Source organism: Streptomyces sp. NPDC041784, assembly GCF_055591025.1.
On record NZ_JBVJAB010000006.1, the window covers coordinates 166,424 to 186,929 of the forward strand.

Consider the following 20,506-nt stretch of genomic DNA (forward strand, 5'->3'; position numbering starts at 1 on the left):
GCGATCGGTGCGATCAGGTCAGTCCAGTTCCTTCGGCGGTGTGCGGTCCGCGTCCACCTTCTCCACCCGCTCCAGTTCGCCCCACACCACGTACCGGTAGCGGCTCGTGTAGACCGGGGTGCAGGTGGTCAGGGTGATGTACCGGCCCGCCTTCTTCTTGCCGGACTCCTCGGGGACCGCGCCCAGGACCTCGACGTTGTACTTCGAGGTCTCGGGCAGGACGGCGTACACCTTGTAGACGTACCAGTCGTCCTTCGTCTCGAAGACGATCGGGTCGCCCTTCTCCAGCTTGTCGATGTTGTGGAACTTCGCGCCGTGGCCGTCGCGGTGTGCGGCGAGGGTGAAGTTGCCCTCCTTGCCGCTGGTGGGGAGCGTGGCCTTGACGGGGTCGATGTAGTAGCCGGCGACACCGTCGTTGAGGACGTCGCCGGAGGTGCCCTTCTCGACCAGCACGTCCCCGTTGTTCATCGCGGGGACGTGCAGGAAGCCGATGCCGTCCTTGGTGTCCAGCGCCCCCGGGCCGCCGTCCTCCCTGGCCCAGTTGTCGCGCACCTTGTCGCCCTGCCGGTCGGCGTGGCGGTCTGCGACGACGTTGGTCCACCACAGGGAGTAGACGACGAACAGACCGAGCACCAGCCCGGCGGTGATGAGGAGTTCGCCGAAGACGCTGACCGCCAGGGCGATCTTCCCGCCCCTGCGGCGCGGCGGCGCCGGTGACGGTGCGGGCGCGTCGGTGTGCTCCGCGTTCTCGGTGTCGTCGGTGGTCGCTGCCACGTTCCTCTGCCCTTACTCGAAGCCCTTGTCCAGGGCCCAATTCCCAAGGCTCTTACTGGACGAGCGCGTCCGGCTTGCCCTTGCTGCGCGGCCGTTCCTCGACCATCTTGCCCCAGACGATCATCCGGTACTTGCTGGTGAACTCCGGCGTACAGGTGGTGAGAGTGATGTAGCGGCCCGGCCCGGTGAATCCGGCGTCCGCCGGGACGGGGTCGAGGACGCCGGTGTTGCTGGGCGAGGTCACCGGCAGGATCGAGGCCATCTTGTAGACGAAGTACTCGTCCTGCGTCTCGACGACGATCGCGTCGCCCGCCTGGAGCTTGTTGATGTACCGGAACGGTTCGCCGTGGGTGTTGCGGTGCCCCGCGAGCCCGAAGTTGCCCGTCTTGTCCTCGGGCATGGCCGTCTTCAGCGGGTCCTCGCCGTAGTGCCCGACCATGCCCTTGTCGAGCACCTTCTTGTTGCTGACGCCCTCCGCGATGGGCACCACCACGTCCAGCTTGGGGATGTGCAGGATGGCGAAGCCCTGTCCGGGCGAGAAGGTGCCCGGGTTGCGCTTGCCGTTCGCCCAGTCGTCCTGGAGGTTGTCGGCCTCCTGGCTGGCCTGCGCGTGCGCCCGGACGTTGGTCCACCACAGCTGGTAGGTGACGAACAGCAGCATCAGCACACCGGTGGTGATGAACACCTCGCCGACCGCCCGGCTCGCGACCACCGCCGCGCTCGGTCTGCGCGCCCGTTGCCGCCGGCGGGCCTCCACCCGCGACAGGGGCCGTTCGCCCTGCGACGGCATGTCTGACGGGTCGTGCGGAACCGGGGATGCGCCCCCGCGACGGCCACGGCGGCCCTTGGCTGCCTTTCTGCGGGCCGCGCGGCCGCCCGGAGCGGTTCCGGTGGCGGCAGAGGCCGTACGGGCGTCAGAGGCGGACAGGGGCCCGCGGCCGAACGTCGTCGGCGGTGGCTCCGGGATCCGCAGCGCCACCGTCTCGTCGTCGAGGGGCGGCAGGTACGGCTCCCCGCCCCGCGGCTGCCCACCGTGCGTCTGCCCGCCGCGCGTCGGTCCGCCGCGCGTCGGTCCGCCGTACGGTTCCCCGCCGTACGGATCACCGCCGAAGGACTCGTACGGCGCCGTGCCGTACGAGTCCTCGCGCTCGGGGCGCAGCGCGGTCACGCCGTGGCCCTGCCCACCACCGGGGCGAGCCCCGCCGACCTCGCCACCGCGCCCTGGTCGCCGCACTCCACCAGCCAGTTGGCCAGCATCCGGTGCCCGTGCTCGGTGAGCACCGACTCCGGGTGGAACTGCACGCCCTCGACGCGCAGTTCACGGTGGCGCAGCCCCATGATGATTCCGTCGTGGGTGCGGGCCGTGACCTCCAGCTCGGCCGGGACCGTCGCCGGCTCGGCGGCCAGCGAGTGATACCGGGTCGCCGTGAAGGGGGTCGGCAGGCCGGCGAAGACACCCTTGCCCTCGTGCTCCACCAGCGAGGTCTTGCCGTGCAGCAGCTCCGGCGCCCGGTCCACCACCCCGCCGTACGCCACCTGCATCGACTGCATGCCCAGGCAGACGCCGAAGACGGGGACATCGGTGGCCGCGCAGTGCCGGACCATCTCGATGCAGACGCCGGCCTCCTCGGGCGTACCCGGGCCGGGGGACAGCAGAACGCCGTCGAAGCCGTCCTGGGCGTGAGCCGTGGAGACCTCGTCGTTGCGCAGGACCTCGCACTCGGCGCCCAGTTGGTACAGGTACTGGACCAGGTTGAAGACGAAACTGTCGTAGTTGTCCACGACGAGAATGCGCGCGCTCACTGGTTGTCCACCGTCACATCGTTGAAGGGAAGCAGCGGTTCGGCCCACGGAAAGACGTACTGGAACAGGACATACACGACAGCCAGTACCAGCACGATCGAGATCAGCGCCCTGACCAAGGCGTTTCCCGGCAGATGCCGCCAGATCCAGCCGTACATGCCGTCCCTTCCGTCGCACCACGGCACCTGACTCACGCCGTACGCCACCAGACTAACGGCGTAGGGCCTTCGGTTCGCCTGCCTCCACAGGCTGTGTGGAGTCCAGGTGCGCCCAGACGATCAGCCGGTGACTGTGCCCCCATTCCGGATCGCACGTCGTCAGCGTCAGATACCGGCCCGGACGCGTATACCCCGACTTACGTGGCACAGCGTCGATCACCTCGACGTCCGAGGGCACGGTTTTGTAAGGCCCTTGGTCGATCCGATACGTGAACCAGGTCGTCCCGTCCGTCAGCACCACCGCGTCCCCCCGCCTGAGCTGGGGGAAGTCCTTGAAGGGGTCGCCGTAGGTGCGGCGGTGGCCGGCGACGGAGAAGTTGCCGGTCTGCCCGAGCCGGGCCGTGCCCGCGTAGTGCCCGAGGCCCTTCTTCAGGGTGCCGGTCGAGGTCCCTTCCAGGACCGGCTTGTTCCACGTGGAACCGAGCCGTGGGATGTACATGATCGCGAAGGGCCTGCCACTGCGGTACGGGGCCGCAGGCTCCGGCTCCCGCTCCGACTCCGCGCCGGGGGCCGCCGGGGGCCGTACCTCCTGGCGCGCCCACTGGTCCTGGAGGTCGGCGATCTGGTCGTCCATGGCGTTCTCGGCGCGGACGCCGGTCCAGAACAGCACGTAGACGACGAAGAGCACGATGACGGCGCCCACGGTGACACACAGTTCGCTGAACGTCCTGACGATCACCCGCACCGGCGGCTCCAGTAAGGACAGGACTCGCTCCCGACGCGCTACTCCACGGGCTTGGCGTAGTGCAGATCCACTGTGCCCGAGTAGCCCGGCAGAGTCACCGGCCCGTCCTCGGTGACTTTCCAGCCGAGGCCGTAGACATTGACGTAGACCATGTAGTTCTGGATCGCCGGTGCCTGCGCGAGCGCCTTCTGGAGCTTCTCCGAGTCCCCGACCGCCTGGATCTTGTACGGCGGTGAGTAGACGCGGCCCTGGAGGATCAGGGTGTTGCCGACACAGCGCACGGCGCTGGTGGAGATCAGCCGCTGGTCCATGACCTTGATGCCCTCGGCGCCGCCCTGCCAGAGCGCGTTCACCACGGCCTGGAGGTCCTGCTGGTGGATGACCAGGTAGTCGGGCTGCGGCTCGGGGTAGCCGGGGAGCTTGGCGGTGGCGTCGGGCGGGGCGTCGTTCAGGGTGACCGTGATCGCCTCGCCCTTGACCGGGTCCGTGCCCGCGGCCCGCTCCAGCCCGGCGAGCTTCTCGTCCTCGGCCGAGGTGCTGCCGTCACCGGCCTTGGCCAGGGACTCCACCTCGTCACGCAGGGTCGCGTTGGACTCGTCCAGATCGCCGTTCTTCTGGCTGCGCTCCTGGATGAGGTCGGAGAGCTTCAGCAGGGAGGCGTCCGTGCGCAGGTTGGTGCCCTTGGCCGTGTTGAAGCTGGTGATGAAGAGGAGACCCGCCAGAGCGAAGACCCCCGCGGTGAGCACGCGCACCGGACGGAAGCGGGGCGTTGAACCTGTCCCGGGGGAGTCGGCAGAATTGCTCAACGTACCCTTATCTCCTTCGGCGCCGTAGAAGCACTACGCTAACGGACGCCCGGGGGAGCCCTTCAGTCCCCTAGTACGCAGCCCCCGAGCCCGACCAGCACCTGCGCGGCCACGCAGCGCATCGACAGGAGAGACCCTCGTGCCGAAGTCACGTATCCGCAAGAAGGCCGACTACACGCCGCCGCCGGCGAAGCAGGCGACGGCGATCAAGCTCACCAACCGCGCCTGGGTCGCGCCCGTGATGCTGGCCATGTTCCTCATCGGACTGGCCTGGATCGTCGTCTTCTATGTGACCGACGGGTCGCTGCCCATCGACAAGCTGGACAACTGGAACATCGTCGTCGGCTTCGGGTTCATCGCGGCCGGGTTCGGCGTCTCCACCCAGTGGAAGTAGCCGCCCGACCAGTTCTGCCCAGGGCTGTTCGGTGAGTTATCCACAGCGGTTTTCCACATGGGGAAAAGAAAGACGATCTGTGGATAACTCGCCGAGGGTTGACGCCGGTGTGACGTAACTACCGGCTGTCACCACCACTCGAAAACTCGTTCGCCCCCTGTCTGACCAGCGCAAATGCTGGCCGATGACAGGGGGCACAGTTGTTCCCGCACGTTGTGCACAAGATTCGCCACCCACTGTGGACAACAGGGCGCTCAGGTGAGCTGGACGGTCCTCAGGAGGGTCGCCACGACCACCACCACGAACACCAGCGCACAGGTCCCGAACTGCACCAGGGCCCGGCGCTCACGCGGGGCGTGGACCATGCCGTACCCCATCACGACACCGGCGACCAGGCCGCCGATATGGGCCTGCCACGAGATGCCGCTCATCCCGAAGGTGATGATCAGGTTGATCACCAGCAGGGCGATGATCGGCCGCATGTCCTGGCGCAGCCGGCGCATCAGGACGGCCGTGGCCCCGAAGAGGCCGAAGATGGCGCCGGAGGCGCCGAGGGTGGCGGTGCCCGGGGCGGCCACCAGATAGCTCAGGGCACTGCCGGCCAGGCCGGAGACCAGGTACAGCGTCAGATAGCGGACCCGGCCGAGGGCCTGCTCCAGCGGTCCGCCCAGCCACCAGAGGCTCAGCATGTTGAAGGCGAGGTGCCACACGGCCTCGTGGGTGAAGACCGAGGTGAGCATGCGGTACCACTCGCCCTCCGCCACGCCCTCGGTGGGCGTGAAGGGGAAGGGCGGCCACTGGCCGACCAGGACCAGGGAGTCCAGCAGCGAGGAACGCACCTGCACCGCGATGAACACCGCGAGGTTGATCCCGATCAGGATCTTGGTGAGCAGCCGGGGGTCGGCCGCGACCACGCCCCCGGCGATCGTCCGCGGCCGGGACGCCGACGGGGCCGGACCCGTGCCCGAGCCGCCGCGGACGCACTCGGGGCACTGGAAGCCGACCGAGGCGCTGACCATGCACTCCGGGCAGATCGGGCGCTCGCACCGCGTGCAGCGGACGCCGGTCTCCCGGTCGGGGTGCCGGTAGCAGACGGGCAGGCCGCTGTGCGCGTCGTCCTGCCGGCTGCCTGGCGCCTGGTCCATGGGCTCCCCCAGTTCAGGTGGACGGTGGGGCGGGCGACGCGACCGCCTCGCTCCTCCATACGGACGGGCGGGACATTTGGTTCCCAAGGGTTCCCGATGGTGGCCGATGGTGAGCGATGGTGGCCGATGGAACCTGATGGGCGTTTTCGGCGCGGCGCCCGCCCGCCCGGGGCCGTCGGGGTCAGCGCTCGCGGGACTCCACGACCACCGATTCGATGACCACGTCGTCGAGCGGGCGCTCGGTGCGCGGGTTGATCCGGGCGCCGGCGATGTCGTCCACGACCTTCTGGCCGGCCGCGTCGGTGACCTCGCCGAAGATGGTGTGCTTGCGGTTCAGCCAGGCCGTCGGGGAGACGGTGATGAAGAACTGCGAGCCGTTGGTGGCCGGGCCGGCGTTGGCCATGGCCAGCAGGTACGGCCGGTCGAAACGCAGGTCCGGGTGGAACTCGTCCTCGAACTGGTAGCCGGGACCGCCGGTGCCGTTGCCCAGCGGGTCACCGCCCTGGATCATGAATCCGCTGATCACCCGGTGGAAGAACGTGCCGTCGTAGAGATGGCCGCGGGACCGCTCACCGGTGGCGGGGTGGACCCACTCCCGGCCCCCGGTGGCCAGCTCGACGAAGTTGCGGACCGTCTTCGGTGCGTGGTCCGGAAAGAGCCGGATCTCGATGTCGCCTCGGCTGGTCTTCAGGGTGGCGTAGAGCTGCTCGGCCACGGTGTGCCTCCGATGTCTTCCTGTGATCCCATCGATCCTCGCACGGCCGGAAACGTACGGTGCCCGATCCGCCCGCCCCCGCCCCCATCCGCCCAACCGCGCCCCGATCCGCCGACCCGTGCCCCGATCCGCCGACCGCGTTCCGTCAGGGGGACCCGGCGCCTCCGGTCCGGCGCGGAAAAGCGTGCCGGGTCGCCCCGGACGGGAGCGGGCGGCGCCGATCCGTGGCATTGTCGGCTGTGTCGACGACAAGCTCCCTGTTACCCCTCAGTTGCCCCGTATTCACCCGTTATCACAGGGATCGGCACCCGTATGCCCGTCCCTGCATGCCGGGACGGCTCACGGCAGGCATGATCCGTAAAAGGGTGGAAAGTCGAAATACCGTACGCCACCGAGGAGGAGGAACCCGTGACCCGCATCGACAGCGTGCGCGCCGCGACCGGCTCGGCGAAGGACAGCGTGCTGCACGCCGCGGAAGTGGTGGCGCCCTACGCCGACACGGCCAAGGAGAGGGCAGCGCTGTACGCGCAAGAGGCCCGTGTACGACTCGCGCCCAAGGTGTCGCTGGCCGCCGAACAGGCCCGCGTCCAGTACGACGCCCATGTCGCGCCCCGGCTCGAACAGGCGCTGGCGCATGTCCCGCCGAAGGTCGACCTGGCCGCCCAGGAGGCCGCCGCCCGCGCCCGGCTGGCCGCACGGCAGGCCGCCGAGTACTCCCGCCAGGCCGCCGAGTACTCCCGGCCGAGGATCGAGCATGCGGTCGCCGCGGCCGGACCCGTGAAGGACGAGGCCGCCGCCCGGGGCGTCGCCGCGCTGGCCGCGCTGCGCGGACAGGTGACGCCACAGGAGATCGAGAGGCTGGTGCGCAGGCACCGGCGGCGCGCGAAGGCGGGCAGGCTCGCCAGGGCACTGCTCGTGGTCGGCGTGGTCGCCGGTGGTGCCTTCGCGGCCTGGAAGTGGTGGGACAAGCAGGCCAACCCCGACTGGCTCGTCGAGCCGCCGGCCGCCACGGAGGTGCCCGCCTCGGGCGGTCTGGCCTCGGTGGACGGCAGCCCGGACGCCTCGGTGCTGGACCCCGAGGTGGAGGCGAAGCAGGCCGAGGAGGAAGCGGCCAAGCGCGACGACGAACGCGGCTGAACGCCTGCCGCCCCCACGAAGAACGCCCTCCGAATCTGCGTTTCCGCAGTTCGGAGGGCGTTTTTCTCTGTGGAGCCTAGGGGAGTCGAACCCCTGACATCTGCCATGCAAAGACAGCGCTCTACCAACTGAGCTAAGGCCCCGGAAGGGACGTCCGGCCGGTGGAAGGTGGTACCGGCGGGCGCCGCAGACCAGAGTACCGGGTCACCGGGGGTATCTCGCAAAAAGATTGGGGGTCCCCGCGGATGACCACTCTCCGTAAGATGCTCGACGTGGTTCGCTACAGCGAACCGTGGATGTTCTGGGGAAGCGATGGGGAGACGCAATGGACGCCGCACAGCAGGAAGCGACCGCTAGAGCGCGGGAACTTCAGCGGAACTGGTACGGAGAGCCGCTGGGGGCGCTCTTCCGTAAGCTCATCGACGATCTTGGTCTCAACCAGGCTCGTCTCGCGGGGGTACTGGGACTGTCCGCGCCGATGCTGTCCCAGCTGATGAGCGGTCAGCGGGCGAAGATCGGCAACCCGGCCGTGGTGCAGCGGGTGCAGCTGCTCCAGGACTTGGCCGGACAGGTCGCGGACGGCAGCGTCAGCGCCGCCGAGGCGACCGAGCGGATGGACGAGATCAAGCGGTCGCAGGGGGGCTCGGTGCTCAGCAACACCACCACGACGACGAGCAGTTCGGGGGCACCCACGGTCAAGCGGGTGGTCCGCGAGATCCAGTCGCTGCTGCGCTCGGTGGCCGCCGCCGGCGACATCATCGACGCCGCCGACACGCTCGCCCCGACCCACCCCGAACTGGCCGAGTTCCTCCGGGTGTACGGCGCCGGCCGTACGTCGGACGCGGTCACGCACTACCAGTCCCACCAGGCCTGACCTCGTCCCGGTCGCCGAAGGGGGTTCGGCAGCCGGTGAGTTGAGGGCCAGGGGGAAACAGGGGAACGCAGGGGGACGCGGACGACACGGGGGACGCGCACAGCCACGGGGGATGCGCACAGTCACGGGGGACGCGCACCGTACGGGGGACGCGGACGACACGGGGGCGCGGACGACACGGGGGACGCGCACAGCGCGGGGGCCAAGGGTTCTACGGGGGCTCGGGTTCTACGGGGGCTACGGGGGCTCGGGTTCTACAGGGGCTACGGGGGCCTCAGGTTCTACGGGGACTACGGGTTTTACGGGGGCCGCGGGGCCGCGGGGCCACGGGGGCCACAAGGAGCACAGGGGACTCGCACGCCACGAGGGCCACGGGGGTCGTATCGCTCGTCGAGGGGTAGCGAGGGGAGTAGCGGGGGGAATCCGGAGGGGAGGGGCGACGCACTGCCATGGGTGAGGTCTTCGCCGGACGGTACGAACTGGCCGACCCGATCGGGCGTGGAGGAGTCGGCGCGGTCTGGCGTGCCTGGGACCACCGCCGGCGCCGCTATGTGGCCGCCAAGGTGCTCCAGCAGAGCGACGCCCACACCCTGCTGCGGTTCGTCCGCGAGCAGGCGCTGCGGATCGACCATCCTCATGTCCTGGCGCCCGCCAGCTGGGCCGCCGACGACGACAAGGTCCTGTTCACCATGGACCTGGTGGGCGGCGGTTCCCTGGTCCATCTCGTCGGCGACTACGGCCCGTTGCCGCCCGCGTTCGTCTGCACCCTGCTCGACCAGTTGCTGTCCGGGCTCGCCGCGGTGCACGCGGAGGGCGTGGTGCACCGGGACATCAAGCCCGCCAACCTGCTCCTGGAAGCCACCGGAACCGCCCGCCCCCGGCTGCGGCTGTCCGACTTCGGCATCGCGATGCGGCTGGGCGAACCGCGGCTGACCGAGACCAACCTCGTGGTGGGGACGCCCGGTTACCTCGCCCCCGAGCAGATGATGGGCGCCGAACCCGACTTCCCGGCCGACCTGTTCGCCGTCGGCCTGGTGGCGCTGTACCTCCTGGAGGGCGCGAAGCCGGACGCCAAGGCGCTCATCCAGTACTTCGCCGAACACGGCACCCCGGGCGCGCCCAAGGGCATCCCCGAGCCGCTGTGGCAGGTGGTGGCGACCCTGCTCCAGCCGGATCCGCAGGCCCGTTTCCGTACGGCCACGGGGGCGCGCAAGGCGCTGGCTTCGGCCGTCGAAATACTCCCGGAGCCCGGTCCCGACGACGAGCTGATCGAGATCTTCGACCAGATCGGGCCACTGCCGAAGGGGTTCGGCCCCGAGGGCCCGCTGAAACCGGCGCGCGGCGCGGCACCCCCGCCCGTCGGACCGGCCCGGCCGCCCACGAACCCGCCCCACCCGGGCACGGGGTCCACTCCCCTGCCCGCCGCTCCGACCACACCACCCACACCCCTGCCTGCCCGCCCGGACCGGCCTCCCGTCCCGGCCCACCCGGCCACGGGGTCCGTCCCGGAACGCCCGAACATCCCTCCCCACCAGGACCGTCCGGGCACGGATTCGCTGCCCGCGAGCACCACCCCGTCCATGTCGGACACCGGCAGCTTCCCGCTGCCGCCCCCGCGGCCGACTCCGGCGGCGCCCGCCCTCGCGGCCCCGCCCCACGAATCCACCTTCGTGCTGCCCACCCGCGGACCTGCCAGTGGACCCACCCGTGGACAGGGACAGCGGAGCGGTCACTCCACCGGCCACTCCGCCAACCCCGCCAACCCCTCCACCGCCTCGTACACCGCCCAGGACGCGCCGATCACCGCGCCGCCCACCAGTACTCCGCCCTCCGCCGCGCCGACGGCCGCCGGGCCGGCGCGGCGCGGCCACCGGGCCGTACGGCGGCGCGCGCGGCCCGGGCCGCCGGTCAGGGTCGCGGTGCCGCTGCTGCTGCTCGCGCTGGCCTGCTACGCCGTCGGGTTCTGGGCGCTGGCGCGGATCTGAGCAGCGGCCCGGCGCCGGGCCGTCAGGGTCCAGCCGCCGAGGACGAGCAGCAGCGCGGTCCCGGCGCCGAGACCGGCCGCGGCGACGGCCCGCATGGCGGTGTCCCCGCCCGCCGCCGCCCGCACCTCGCCCGTACGGCCGTCTCCCCCGGCCCCGGGCGTCCCGGCGCCGCCCGTGTCCTCCCCGAAGATGCCGCGCGGCGCGGACCGCCCCGCGTATCCGGGCCCGGACTGCGCGCTCCCGCCGAGCCGGACGCGCAGCGTCAGCCCGTAGGGGCCGTCCCCGAAGGCCTCGGCCACCTGGGGGGCGAGATGGACGACGAGGTAGTAGGAGCCGGCGAAGCGCAGGCTCTTGGTGGGGTTGGTGGGGGAGTACCGGTTGACGTAACGCACGGGCGGGGCGGGGGCCAGGGTGGCCGACTTCTGGGTGCCGCCGTAGCCGACGCCCGCCTCCTCGACCCTGGCGCGCACCGGATTGTGGAGCGTGAGCTCCAGCGCGTCGACCACGAACCCGGAGCTCTTCTGCCCGCTGCCCACCTCGACGGAGGCGTACAGCTGGCGGCCCCAGTCGAGGGGGACCCGGTAGAAGAGGGTCTGGCCGGGGACGATCTCGTCGTCCCAGACACCCTGCTCCACGGCGGCGGCCTCGGTGAAGCCCGCGCCGCCGCGCACGGACAGCGGTTCGCCGACCGGCGGCGCGGGGGTGGCGGAGTTCCACGTCTGGGGCACGCTCGTCGCGGCGGACTTCGCCAGGGGCGGCTCGGAGACGGGCGCGAGTTCCAGCTCCCAGGGGTTCTCGCCGGAGGTGCCCGCGCCGGTGCTCAGGGGCTCGACGACGACGTAGTACGTGCCCGGCTCCTGGCACAGACCCATGCCCGGCCGGATCTCGCGCGCGGCCCAGGCGGTGATCGGCTGCGGGCTCTGCGCGGCGCCGACGGTCACGGAGTCGGAGGAGCAGGTCGCGCCGTCGGCGTTCTGCACGGCGACTCCGATGCCGTCGCCGGCGGCGAGCGCGGCGTCGGGGCGGGGGATCGCGGTGACGGAGACGTAGGTGGTGGAGGTGGAGTCGAGTTCGAGCCGGTAGTAGACCTTGCCGTCGTCCTCCTCGCCCTGCCCGTCCCCCGCGGCGCCGCCCGGGAGTGAGCTGCGGTAGGTCGCGCCCGGCTCCAGGCGCACCGCGTCGCCGGTGTCGTCGGCCGCCGGGGCGTCGCGGACGTCGTCGGCGAAGGCGTACGCCGGGACGTCCGGCGCGGCCACGGCCACGGGACCGGGCAGCGCCACCATCGACGTGCCGACCACCACGACCGCGACGGCACCCCGGACGACCGCCGTGCGGGCGATCCGTGCCGCCGCTCCTCGCCGGGCCATGCGAACCCGCCCCCTCGTCCTCGACCGAACGTGGGCCATCCTGCCCCGCCGCCCCGTCCCGCACCCGCGCATTCCGTGCGAGCGTCCGAAACGCCCCCTCTTAACCGCGGGCCGCCGCGCGCGCAACCCGAGACATACGCGCCCCGGGCACGGCCACCCGGGCGACCCGGGTCCGGACACCGTCCAGAACCCCACCGAAGCCCCACCGAAGCCCCACCGAAACCCCATCGGGACATCAGCCGGACCCGTCCGGACCCCTTCCGGAAGTCACCCGGACAACACAAAACCCCGACCGCGAAGGCGGCCGGGGTCCGGTTTCAGTTTTTGGTGTCGGTACTCACGAACCCGTGGGCACGGAGTCGGTCGCCTCCGTCCACAGATCCTGCTCGGCGCGATCCGCCTGGATCTGGCGGTACACGAGGAGCCCGCCGATGGCGGCCAGTGCGACCAGGAGAAGCTTCTTCACCGCGCGACCTCGTCTTTCCTTGACGTAAGGGGACCTCTGGCGCCCGACTATACACACCGACCGATATCGATCGGTGACCTGCGCCCTCCTCCCAACTGCCGCCTTCGAGGCCGCAGTACAAGCGGACGACACCGCTCCGATCTGAGGGTGATCACACCCCCACGGACGGTCACTTGAGCCTGATTTCCGGCTTTTCTTCCACTGTGCACCCATCCGGGTGGTGTTCATCGGAACAACGCCACGCCACGAGCGTCGGTCCACCACTTCGCGACCCTCATACACATCATGAGGAAAGTACGCAAATCGCCCAACCTGAAAGTGAGGGGCCCATGACCGGGAATAGGGTCATGAAACTGTGGACGACCATCGTCACCGCCTTCCTCGCGCTGTTCGCGGCGCTCGGACTCGTCACTGCGACGGCCACGACCGCGGCCGCGCAGACCGGACCGACGCAGACCGACGGCGAGAGCACCACCAGTGGCGGTGCCGCGGTCGGCACCGCCGCCGCGCACATGCCCGGCTGGCCGGCGGCGGCTCCCTGGGACCGGCCCCACGCCCGCTCCCTGCCCCCCACGATGAAGCAGCGCATCCGCGCCGAGGCCCACGGCAAGTCCCCGAGCTGCCGCCCCCGCCCCCTCACGGACACGGAGTCGGAGTCCTGCACCCCCGAAACCGCCGAGGACGCCGCCGAGCAGGACGACCCCGCCAGACCCCTGAACCTCTGAACCTCTGAACCTCCGGGCACGGCCCCGTTGTCCACACAGACCAGACACAGACCAGACTTCAACGATCCAGACCCGACGGACATGATGTAACGGCGATCTTGCGTACAGCCGCACGATGCAGGCCCGGCAGCTCCCCCCAGGGGCAACCGGGCCTTCGCCGTGCGGCCGCCGTGCGTCCGTCGCACAGCCGCCGCACGTCCTTCGTGCGTCCGCCCCGCATCCGTCGGTCCGGCCGGGCGTCGCGTGGTGCGCGGTCGTACGCTGAGGCCGTGCCCAAGGCCTACGAAGTGCTCGCGGAGGATCTGCGGCGGTCCATCCGCGCGGGGGAGCGCGGGCCCGGGGAGCCGTTGCCGTCGGAGACGGAGCTGGCGGCCTCCTACCGGCTCGGGGTGCCCGTGGTGCGGGACGCACTGCGCGCGCTGGACGAGGAGGGGCTGATCGAGCGGCGGGACGGGCATGGCGCCGTCGTACGGCACCGCCGTACCCCCACCCTGCGGGACAACGGCCGCCACCAGTGGGAGAAGGACCGGGCGCGGACGCCGCGCGCGGAGCGGGCCGGGAGCGGCGCGACGGAGTACGACACCGGGCTGGACTCCCGCGACCTGGTCTTCCACGCGGCGTACCGCGAGATCGAGGCGTGCGGGCAGCTCGCGGAGGCGTTCGGCGTCCCGCCGGGAACCGTGCTGCTGGAGCGCTCCTACCGGACCCGGTGCGTGGCCGAGTGCGCGCCCTTCGGCCTGGTCACCTCCTATCTCGTCCGCGCGATGGTCGCCGCCAACCCGGCGCTGCTGGACGCGTCTCACGAGCCCTGGCCGGGCGGCACCCAGGCCCAGCTGCACACCGTCGGCATCGAGGTGGACCGCGTCGAGGAACGGTTCACCGCCCGCCCGCCGACCCCCGAGGAGGCCGAGGAGCTGGACCTTCCGCCGGGGACCCCGGTGATCCTGCTCCGCAAGACCTCGTACGACATCGACGACCGCGTGGTGAACGTCGCCACCGTCACGCTTCCCGGCGACCGCACGGAGCTGCTGTTCACCACCCGACTGGAAAGGTGGTGAGTCCGCAGTGAGCCGGCGCATCGTCGTCGTCACCGCCGTCCACGCCCCCTCCGCCCCCTACCTGCCCGAGGCGTACGGCTCGCTGTGCGCGCAGGAGCTGCCCGGCGGCTGGGAGTGGCACTGGGTGATCCAGGAGGACGGCACGACGGACGACGTCCGCCCGTACGTCCCCGACGACGCCCGGGTGACCTTCCGTCAGGGCCGTCCCGGCGGTCCCGGTGTCGCCCGCACCCTGGCGCTCGCGCACGCCGAAGGCGAGTACGTGAAGGTCCTGGACGCCGACGACCGGCTCACGCCCGGCGCGCTCGCCCGTGACCTGGCCGCCCTGGAGGGCAACCCGGACATCGGCTGGGCGGCCTGCCGGGTTCTGGACCTGCTGCCGGACGGCACCACGGTCGGCTTCCCCGGCGACCCGGCCGAGGGACCGCTGGAGCGCGGGGACGTCCTGGCGTACTGGCGGGCCAACGACTTCCGCTCCCCGGTGCACCCCGCGTCGCTCTGCGTCCGGCGGGAGCTGCTGGCGGCCCTCGGCGGCTGGATGGCGCTGCCGGCCTCCGAGGACACCGGGCTGCTGATCGCGCTCGACACGGTGAGCCGCGGCTGGTTCTCGGCGGAGGTCGGGCTGCTCTACCGGAAGTGGGAGGGGCAGGCGACTGGCCAGGCCGCCCACACCGACCCGGCCGAACGGCGGGCCCGCATGGCGGTCGTGGAGGCCAGGGCCCGCGCCCTCACGTCCTTCGGCTGGCACCACCCGGCGACCCCGGCCGCGCCCACCACCCCAGCCACACCCGGCGCCCCGGGCTGACGCGACCGGCCGCCGGTCACGTCACGCGGATGGCCTGGGACGGGCAGCACTCGGCCGCCCCACGCACCTCCGAGTCGCCCGTCAGTGCCCGGAACCGGCTACGGCCAGCCAGTGCGCGAGCCTGCGCAGGGTGGTCTCGTCGACACGGTCGACCAGGGCCCGGACAGCCGTCACGTCGTCCGGGGCCAGGTCGTAGAGGCCCGCCTTGCTGAGGCCCGCCATGAGGACCTGGTGGCGGCGGTCCTCCATGCGCTCGGCGAGCTTGCCGGGGGCGGGGGAGGACTGGGCGGCCGGATCCGCCCCGGGCCCGATGCCGGTCGTCGCGGCGGGCTCCGGCGCGGGCGCGGGCGCGTCGAAGTGGTGCCAGGTGCCTTCCCGCGGGCCCCACAGCGCGACCGCCACCTCGTCGCCGCGCGCCCGCCCGACCTGGGCCATCTCGCCGATGGCGTACAGCACGGGCCCGCGGTCGGGTGATTCGGCGCCCAGGAGCCAGGACGTCGAGGCGGGGTCGTAGAACATCGCGGCCCAGCGGGGAGGCCCCGGCGGCTGCGGACTCCGGGGACGGGTCTGTCCGGTCTCGCCGGTCTGATTGGTCTCGCCGGTCTGATTGGTCTCGCCGGTCTGGCTGGTCTCGCCGGTCTGATTGGTCTGGCTGGTCTCCATGGCGCTCACCCCATTCCGAACGGGTACGGCGGCAGGGCGACCATATCTGACGGATCGTCAGCTATCCAGGGGCAGACCGGCCCTCCGGCCGGCCGGTGGAGGCATGGAGGCGTGAAGGCATGGAGAGGTGAAGGCGTGAAGGCGTGAAGGCGTGAGGCCGTCGAGGCTTGGGTACCGGTTCCGACGCCGGACGGTGCCGGGGGCGCAGGGGTGCCGTTTCAGCCGAAATCGGAGCGGAGCGCCGTACGGGAACCCGCACACGCCACACCGTTCGGAACCGGTCCCTCCCCTCGTGCGGACCGCTGCCGAACGGTGCGGGTGGCGTTGGGTTACAGGTCGGAATCCTGCCAGCTGAGGCCCCTCAGGAGGAGGGTTCCGGTGTCCGGTCAAGGCCTAAGCCGCAGGTCAGCCATATAAGGTGGGTTTTCCGGTCCGGATTCCAGGTGCGGGGGAAGTAAGGGGTGGAGACCTTGAGTTTCGACTCAGGGGCACGCACGGCCTTCGCGGAACGTCTCGCGCTGCTGTACAAGGAGGCCGGCAACCCGCCGCTCAAGCGGGTCTCCGAGGCCGTCGTCCGGCTCCAGCGGGTGGACGAGCGCGGGCGCCCGGTGCGGGTCTCCGCCCAGCGGATCAGCGACTGGCGACGGGCCCGGAACGTACCGGCCCAGTTCGCCGCACTCGCCGCCGTCCTCTACGTACTGATCCCCGAGGCGCGCCGCGCGCGACCGGCCCCGGTCTCCCCCGGGCTCTACGACCTGGCCCAGTGGCAGCGGCTGTGGGAGCGCGCGCTGGCCGGCCCGGTCGGCGACGGCCCCACCGCCGCGGAGCCGGAGAAGGAACCGCCCGCGGAGGGGGACTCGGCCGTCCCCGGCGGCGTCTGCCCCTACCGTGGCCTGGCCTCCTACCGGCAGCAGGACGCCCGCTGGTTCTTCGGCCGGGAGCGCAGCACCGAGGCCCTGGTCGCGCAGCTCCGCGCGGCGGACGGGACGGGCGGCCTGGTCATGCTGGTGGGCGCGTCGGGGGCCGGCAAGTCGTCGCTGCTGAGCGCCGGACTGGTGCCCGCCCTCCAGAAGGGCGGGCTCGGCGACGAGGACTGCCCGGGACGGCATGTCCTCCAGCTCGTCCCGGGCGCGGACCCCCTGGCCGAACTGGCCGCGCGGATCCCGGAACTGGCCCCGCTGCTGGGCACACCACGGCGTGACCCGCTCGACCGGCCTGACAGGTCTGACCGGCATGACCGGCATGACCGGGCGGAAGCCCCTCGGGCCCCCCTCGGTCCGGCGAGCCCCGCCGCGGCCGTCCCCGAGGAGCCCGGCAGCCCAGAGGCGGAACCTGACACTCCGACATCTGACACTCCGAAGCCTGACACTCCGAAGCCCGACGCTCCGGAACCCGATGCTCCGGATCCCGGCACTCCCCGGTTCGCGCGCGCCGTCCGGGACGCCGTCTCGGCCTGGGCGCTCCGCGAGGACCCCGAGAACGGCGCCCCTCCGGTCGTCCTCGTGGACCAGTTCGAGGAGACGTTCACCCTCTGCGCCGACGAGACGGACCGGCGCACCCTCATCCAGGTCCTGCACGCCGCCTGCACCCCGGCCGGTCCGGGCGGCCTCGCCCCCGTGCTGGTCGTCCTCGGCATCCGCGCCGACTTCTACGAGCAGTGCCTCGGCTACCCGGAACTCGCCGACGCCCTCCAGCACCGCCACATGGTCCTCGGGCCGCTGACCGGAACCGAGCTGCGCGAGGCGGTCACCGGCCCCGCCAAGGCCGTCGGGCTGGAGCTGGAACCGGGCCTGGCCGAGCTGATCGTCCGCGAGGTCAGCGCCGACGGCCCGCGCGGAGCGCACGACGCGGGCGTGCTCCCGCTCCTCTCGCACGCCCTGCTCGCCACCTGGCAGCGCCGCAAGGCGGGCCGGCTGACCCTGGCCGGCTACCGCGCGGCGGGCGGCATCCAGGGCGCGGTGGCCGCGACCGCCGAGCGGGCCTGGTCCGGCCTGGACCCGGCGGCCCGCACCGCCGCGCGGCTGCTGCTGCTGAGGCTGGTCCGGCTCGGCGAGGACACCCAGGCCACCCGGCGGCGGGGCACGCGCCGCCAGCTCGCGGCGGAGTCCACGGACCCCGGCAAAACGGAGGAATCGCTGGAGGCGCTGGTCCGCGCCCGGCTGGTCACCCTGGACTCGGAGTCCGTGGAGATCACCCACGAGGCGCTGCTGACCGCCTGGCCCCGGCTGCGCGAGTGGATAGACGAGGACCGCAGCGACCATCTGCTGCGCCAGCGGCTGGAGGAGGACGGCCGGTCCTGGGAGGGCTCGAACCGTGACTCCTCGCTGCTCTACCGGGGCTCCCGGCTGGAACAGGCCCGCACCTGGGCGAAGTCCGCCGGCGACACCTTCCTGACCCGCTCCGCGATGGACTTCCTGGCCGCCTCGGTACGACTGCGCCGGCGCACGGTGTGGATCGGCCGGGCCGCGGTGTCGGCGCTGGTCGTCCTGGCGGTGCTGGCGGTCGGCGCGGCGGTGGTCGCCTGGCAGCAGCGCAACGACGCCGTGTTCGAACAGGTGGTCGCCGAGGCCGACCGCGTCCAGTACACGGACCCGTCGCTCTCCGCCCAGCTCGACCTGGTCGCCCACCGGCTGCGGCCCGGCGACGAGGGCGCCGGCAACCGGCTGATATCCATCGTCAACGCGCCCCTGGCCACCCCGCTGCTCGGCCACACCGGCGCCGTCTACCTCACCTCGTTCAGCCCGAACGGCAAGCTCCTGGCGACCGCCAGCTACGACCGCACGGTCCGCCTGTGGGACGTGACCGACCCGTCCCGGCCCGAGCCGCTCGGCAAGCCGCTCACCGGGCACACCAGCTGGGTGAGCAGCGCGGTCTTCAGCCCCGACGGCCGCACGCTCGCCAGCGCCGGCGACGACGGCACCGTACGGCTGTGGGACCTGTCCGACTCCGCCCGGCCCAAGGCCCTGGGCAAGCCGCTCACCGGCCGCGACGGCACGATCTACCTGCTCGCCTTCGCCCCGGACGGCCGCACCCTGGCCACCGCCAACGAGGACGGCACGGTCCGGCTGTGGGACGTGACCGACCCGGCCCGCCCGGCGGGCCTCGGCACCCTCACCGGCCGCAGCGCCGCCGTGCGCTCCCTGGCGTTCAGCCCCGACGGGCGGACCCTGGCGGCCGGCGGCGACGACAACGCGGTCCGGCTGTGGAACACGGCCGACCCGCACCACCCGAAGCCGCTCGGCACCCCGCTCACAGGCCATGAGGGCACCGTGCACTCCGTGGCCTTCAGCCCGGACGGCCGCACCCTGGCCAGCGGCAGCGCGGACGACACCATCCGGCTGTGGAAAGTGACCGACCCTGCCCACGCGACCCGGCTGGGCTCGACCCTCACCGGCCACACCGGCCCCGTCTGGTCGGTGGCCTTCAGCCCGAACGGCTCGATGCTCGCCGCCGCCAGCGCGGACAGCACCGCGAGCCTGTGGAACGTCAGCGACCCGGTGTACCCCTCGCAGGTCGGCGAGCCCCTCGCGGGCAGCAGCGGCGAGATGTACGCCCTGGGGTTCAGCCCCGACGGCCGTACGCTCGCCACCGGCAGCGGGGACAACAAGGTGCGCCTCTGGTCGATCCCGACGTCGGACATGATCGGCCGCAGCGGCGCGTTCCGCCCCGACGGCAAGCTGCTGGCCACGGCCGCGCGCGACGGCCGGATCCGGCTCTGGAACGTGGAGACGCCCGACCGCCCCCTCGCGCTCGCCGAACCGTTCATGCCGGCCGACGGCGGCGACCGCTCCCTCGTCTTCTCCCCCGACGGCCGTACCCTCGCGGTCCTGACGGCGAGCCGGGCGGTGTACCTGTGGGACGTCACCGACCCCACCCGCCCGGTCTCCTCCGGCCCGCCCCTCACCCTCAAGACCCGCTTCATGGGCCCCGAGGCACTGGCCTACAGCCCGGACGGCCGCACCCTCGCCACGGCGTACGACGACCGCACCATCCGCCTGTGGGACATCACCGACCCAGGCCGTGTGGTCCCGCTCGGGGCGCCCCTCACCGGCCACAAGGGCTTCGTCCACTCGCTGCTGTTCACACCCGACGGCCACACCCTGGTCAGCGGCAGCGCGGACGGCACGATCCGGCTGTGGAACGTCACCGACCCGGCCCACGCGACCGGACGGGGCGCCCCGCTCACCGGCCACCTCGGCCCGGTCAACTCCCTCGCCCACAGCCCCGACGGCACCACCCTGGCCAGCGGCAGCGACGACGACACGGTCCGCCTGTGGGACATCACCGACCCGGCCCACGCGACCCGGCTGGGCTCCCGGCTCACCGGCCACACCGAGGCGGTCGTGTCACTGACGTTCAGTCAGGACGGGCACACCCTGGCCAGCGGCGGCAACGACAACACCGTCCGGCTGTGGAACGTCACCACGCCCTCCGACGCCTCCCCCATCGGCCAGTCGATGAGCCCCAACGCCAAGACCGGCAACTTCCTGTCCTTCAGCCCCAACAGCCGCATGCTCGGCGTCTCCAGCGGCGCCGACACGGTCCGCCTGTGGAACCTGGACGTCGACCAGGCCATCGACCGCATCTGCTCCACCACCCGAGGCGTCCTGACCCCCCAGAAGTGGCACGAGTACCTCCCGCGCCTCTCGTACGATCCTCCGTGCGACGAGGCCCAGGAAGAGTGATCCCGATCACAACCACCCATTCGTCCCGACCAGTCGCCTCCCGCTGATCAAGCACCCTTGTTAGCCTTGGCCATAGCCCGGTCGCTGGTGCATCCCCCGTCGCCAGCGACCGGGCCTTTTCATGCCCTCGTCCGGCCTGAACCTGTCGCCGGACCTCGGCGCCTCGGGCACACGGCAGGCTCGGGCACGCGGCCGGCTCGG

The 20,506-nt window shown here is 72.0% G+C and carries 19 protein-coding genes and 1 tRNA gene; 8 read left to right on the forward strand and 12 right to left on the reverse strand.

Translation table 11 applies throughout. The features are described 5' to 3' along the window. Positions 1-18: 18 nt before the first annotated feature. The 6 genes from ACZ6D7_RS15175 to ACZ6D7_RS15200 are packed head-to-tail and all read right to left on the reverse strand — an operon-like array spanning position 19 to position 4,286. On the reverse strand, positions 19-774 hold the full coding sequence (locus ACZ6D7_RS15175; RefSeq protein ID WP_469489965.1) for a class E sortase: 756 nt from the start codon (positions 772-774) through the stop codon (positions 19-21). A gap of 52 nt (positions 775-826) precedes the next feature. Continuing rightward, positions 827-1,942, reverse strand: a complete 1,116-nt coding sequence (locus ACZ6D7_RS15180; RefSeq protein WP_469489970.1) for a class E sortase — start codon at positions 1,940-1,942, stop codon at positions 827-829. Then, the gene (locus tag ACZ6D7_RS15185; protein ID WP_469489974.1) at positions 1,939-2,577 is read right to left on the reverse strand and encodes an aminodeoxychorismate/anthranilate synthase component II; all 639 of its coding nucleotides are present in this window, start codon (positions 2,575-2,577) and stop codon (positions 1,939-1,941) included. Before ACZ6D7_RS15185 ends, ACZ6D7_RS15180 begins: the two co-directional genes overlap by 4 nt. Continuing rightward, the gene (locus ACZ6D7_RS15190; protein ID WP_469489979.1) at positions 2,574-2,735 is read right to left on the reverse strand and encodes a hypothetical protein; all 162 of its coding nucleotides are present in this window, start codon (positions 2,733-2,735) and stop codon (positions 2,574-2,576) included. Before ACZ6D7_RS15190 ends, ACZ6D7_RS15185 begins: the two co-directional genes overlap by 4 nt. A 52-nt stretch (positions 2,736-2,787) precedes the next feature. After that, positions 2,788-3,480, reverse strand: coding sequence for a class E sortase (locus ACZ6D7_RS15195; protein ID WP_469489982.1), 693 nt, complete (start codon positions 3,478-3,480; stop codon positions 2,788-2,790). Positions 3,481-3,518: 38 nt separating this feature from the next. Then, entirely contained in the window at positions 3,519-4,286 is a 768-nt protein-coding gene (locus ACZ6D7_RS15200) for a DUF881 domain-containing protein (RefSeq protein WP_469489985.1), read from the reverse strand. A gap of 139 nt (positions 4,287-4,425) precedes the next feature. Between ACZ6D7_RS15200 and crgA the strand changes: the two genes are divergently transcribed. Beyond that, positions 4,426-4,680: a cell division protein CrgA gene (crgA, locus tag ACZ6D7_RS15205; protein ID WP_093778975.1), complete on the forward strand. Its 255-nt coding sequence runs from the start codon at positions 4,426-4,428 to the stop codon at positions 4,678-4,680. 254 nt (positions 4,681-4,934) lie between these two features. Here the strand turns inward: crgA and ACZ6D7_RS15210 are convergent, their stop codons facing one another. Both ACZ6D7_RS15210 and ACZ6D7_RS15215 read right to left on the reverse strand, forming a co-directional pair. Then, positions 4,935-5,825 (reverse strand): rhomboid family intramembrane serine protease, encoded by an 891-nt coding sequence (locus ACZ6D7_RS15210; RefSeq protein ID WP_469489988.1) that lies wholly within the window; start codon positions 5,823-5,825, stop codon positions 4,935-4,937. A gap of 181 nt (positions 5,826-6,006) precedes the next feature. Then, a complete protein-coding gene (locus tag ACZ6D7_RS15215; protein ID WP_469489992.1) occupies positions 6,007-6,540 on the reverse strand; it encodes a peptidylprolyl isomerase in 534 nt (177 codons plus the stop codon). Positions 6,541-6,948: 408 nt separating this feature from the next. Between ACZ6D7_RS15215 and ACZ6D7_RS15220 the strand changes: the two genes are divergently transcribed. Continuing rightward, positions 6,949-7,677, forward strand: a complete 729-nt coding sequence (locus ACZ6D7_RS15220; RefSeq protein WP_469489996.1) for a DUF5324 family protein — start codon at positions 6,949-6,951, stop codon at positions 7,675-7,677. Between the two features lie 70 nt (positions 7,678-7,747). On the opposite strand, the gene ACZ6D7_RS15225 is transcribed toward ACZ6D7_RS15220, so the two are convergent. Continuing rightward, positions 7,748-7,820 (reverse strand) — tRNA-Ala (locus ACZ6D7_RS15225). 182 nt (positions 7,821-8,002) lie between these two features. On the opposite strand from ACZ6D7_RS15225, the gene ACZ6D7_RS15230 reads away from it, so the two are divergent. Both ACZ6D7_RS15230 and ACZ6D7_RS15235 read left to right on the forward strand, forming a co-directional pair. Beyond that, the gene (locus ACZ6D7_RS15230; RefSeq protein ID WP_469489998.1) at positions 8,003-8,551 is read left to right on the forward strand and encodes a helix-turn-helix domain-containing protein; all 549 of its coding nucleotides are present in this window, start codon (positions 8,003-8,005) and stop codon (positions 8,549-8,551) included. Between the two features lie 449 nt (positions 8,552-9,000). After that, on the forward strand, positions 9,001-10,536 hold the full coding sequence (locus ACZ6D7_RS15235) for a serine/threonine-protein kinase (RefSeq protein WP_469490001.1): 1,536 nt from the start codon (positions 9,001-9,003) through the stop codon (positions 10,534-10,536). On the opposite strand, the gene ACZ6D7_RS15240 is transcribed toward ACZ6D7_RS15235, so the two are convergent. Then, complete coding sequence (locus tag ACZ6D7_RS15240) at positions 10,500-11,903, reverse strand: hypothetical protein (protein ID WP_469490004.1); 1,404 nt, start codon at positions 11,901-11,903, stop codon at positions 10,500-10,502. The two genes, ACZ6D7_RS15235 and ACZ6D7_RS15240, sit on opposite strands and share 37 nt — an antisense overlap. 337 nt (positions 11,904-12,240) lie before the next feature. After that, the gene (locus tag ACZ6D7_RS15245) at positions 12,241-12,369 is read right to left on the reverse strand and encodes a DLW-39 family protein (RefSeq protein WP_003999697.1); all 129 of its coding nucleotides are present in this window, start codon (positions 12,367-12,369) and stop codon (positions 12,241-12,243) included. A gap of 347 nt (positions 12,370-12,716) precedes the next feature. Between ACZ6D7_RS15245 and ACZ6D7_RS15250 the strand changes: the two genes are divergently transcribed. The 3 genes from ACZ6D7_RS15250 (at position 12,717) to ACZ6D7_RS15260 (ending at position 14,957) form a co-directional block, all read left to right on the forward strand. Beyond that, on the forward strand, positions 12,717-13,094 hold the full coding sequence (locus tag ACZ6D7_RS15250) for a DUF6344 domain-containing protein (protein ID WP_469490007.1): 378 nt from the start codon (positions 12,717-12,719) through the stop codon (positions 13,092-13,094). 269 nt (positions 13,095-13,363) lie between these two features. After that, the gene (locus tag ACZ6D7_RS15255; protein ID WP_469490010.1) at positions 13,364-14,152 is read left to right on the forward strand and encodes a GntR family transcriptional regulator; all 789 of its coding nucleotides are present in this window, start codon (positions 13,364-13,366) and stop codon (positions 14,150-14,152) included. Positions 14,153-14,159: 7 nt separating this feature from the next. Continuing rightward, positions 14,160-14,957, forward strand: coding sequence for a glycosyltransferase family 2 protein (locus ACZ6D7_RS15260; protein ID WP_469490013.1), 798 nt, complete (start codon positions 14,160-14,162; stop codon positions 14,955-14,957). 81 nt (positions 14,958-15,038) lie between these two features. Here ACZ6D7_RS15260 and ACZ6D7_RS15265 read toward each other — a convergent pair whose 3' ends face one another. After that, positions 15,039-15,620: a hypothetical protein gene (locus tag ACZ6D7_RS15265; RefSeq protein WP_469490016.1), complete on the reverse strand. Its 582-nt coding sequence runs from the start codon at positions 15,618-15,620 to the stop codon at positions 15,039-15,041. Positions 15,621-16,081: 461 nt separating this feature from the next. Between ACZ6D7_RS15265 and ACZ6D7_RS15270 the strand changes: the two genes are divergently transcribed. Then, positions 16,082-20,305, forward strand: coding sequence for an NACHT and WD repeat domain-containing protein (locus ACZ6D7_RS15270; RefSeq protein WP_469490019.1), 4,224 nt, complete (start codon positions 16,082-16,084; stop codon positions 20,303-20,305). Positions 20,306-20,506 lie beyond the last annotated feature (201 nt).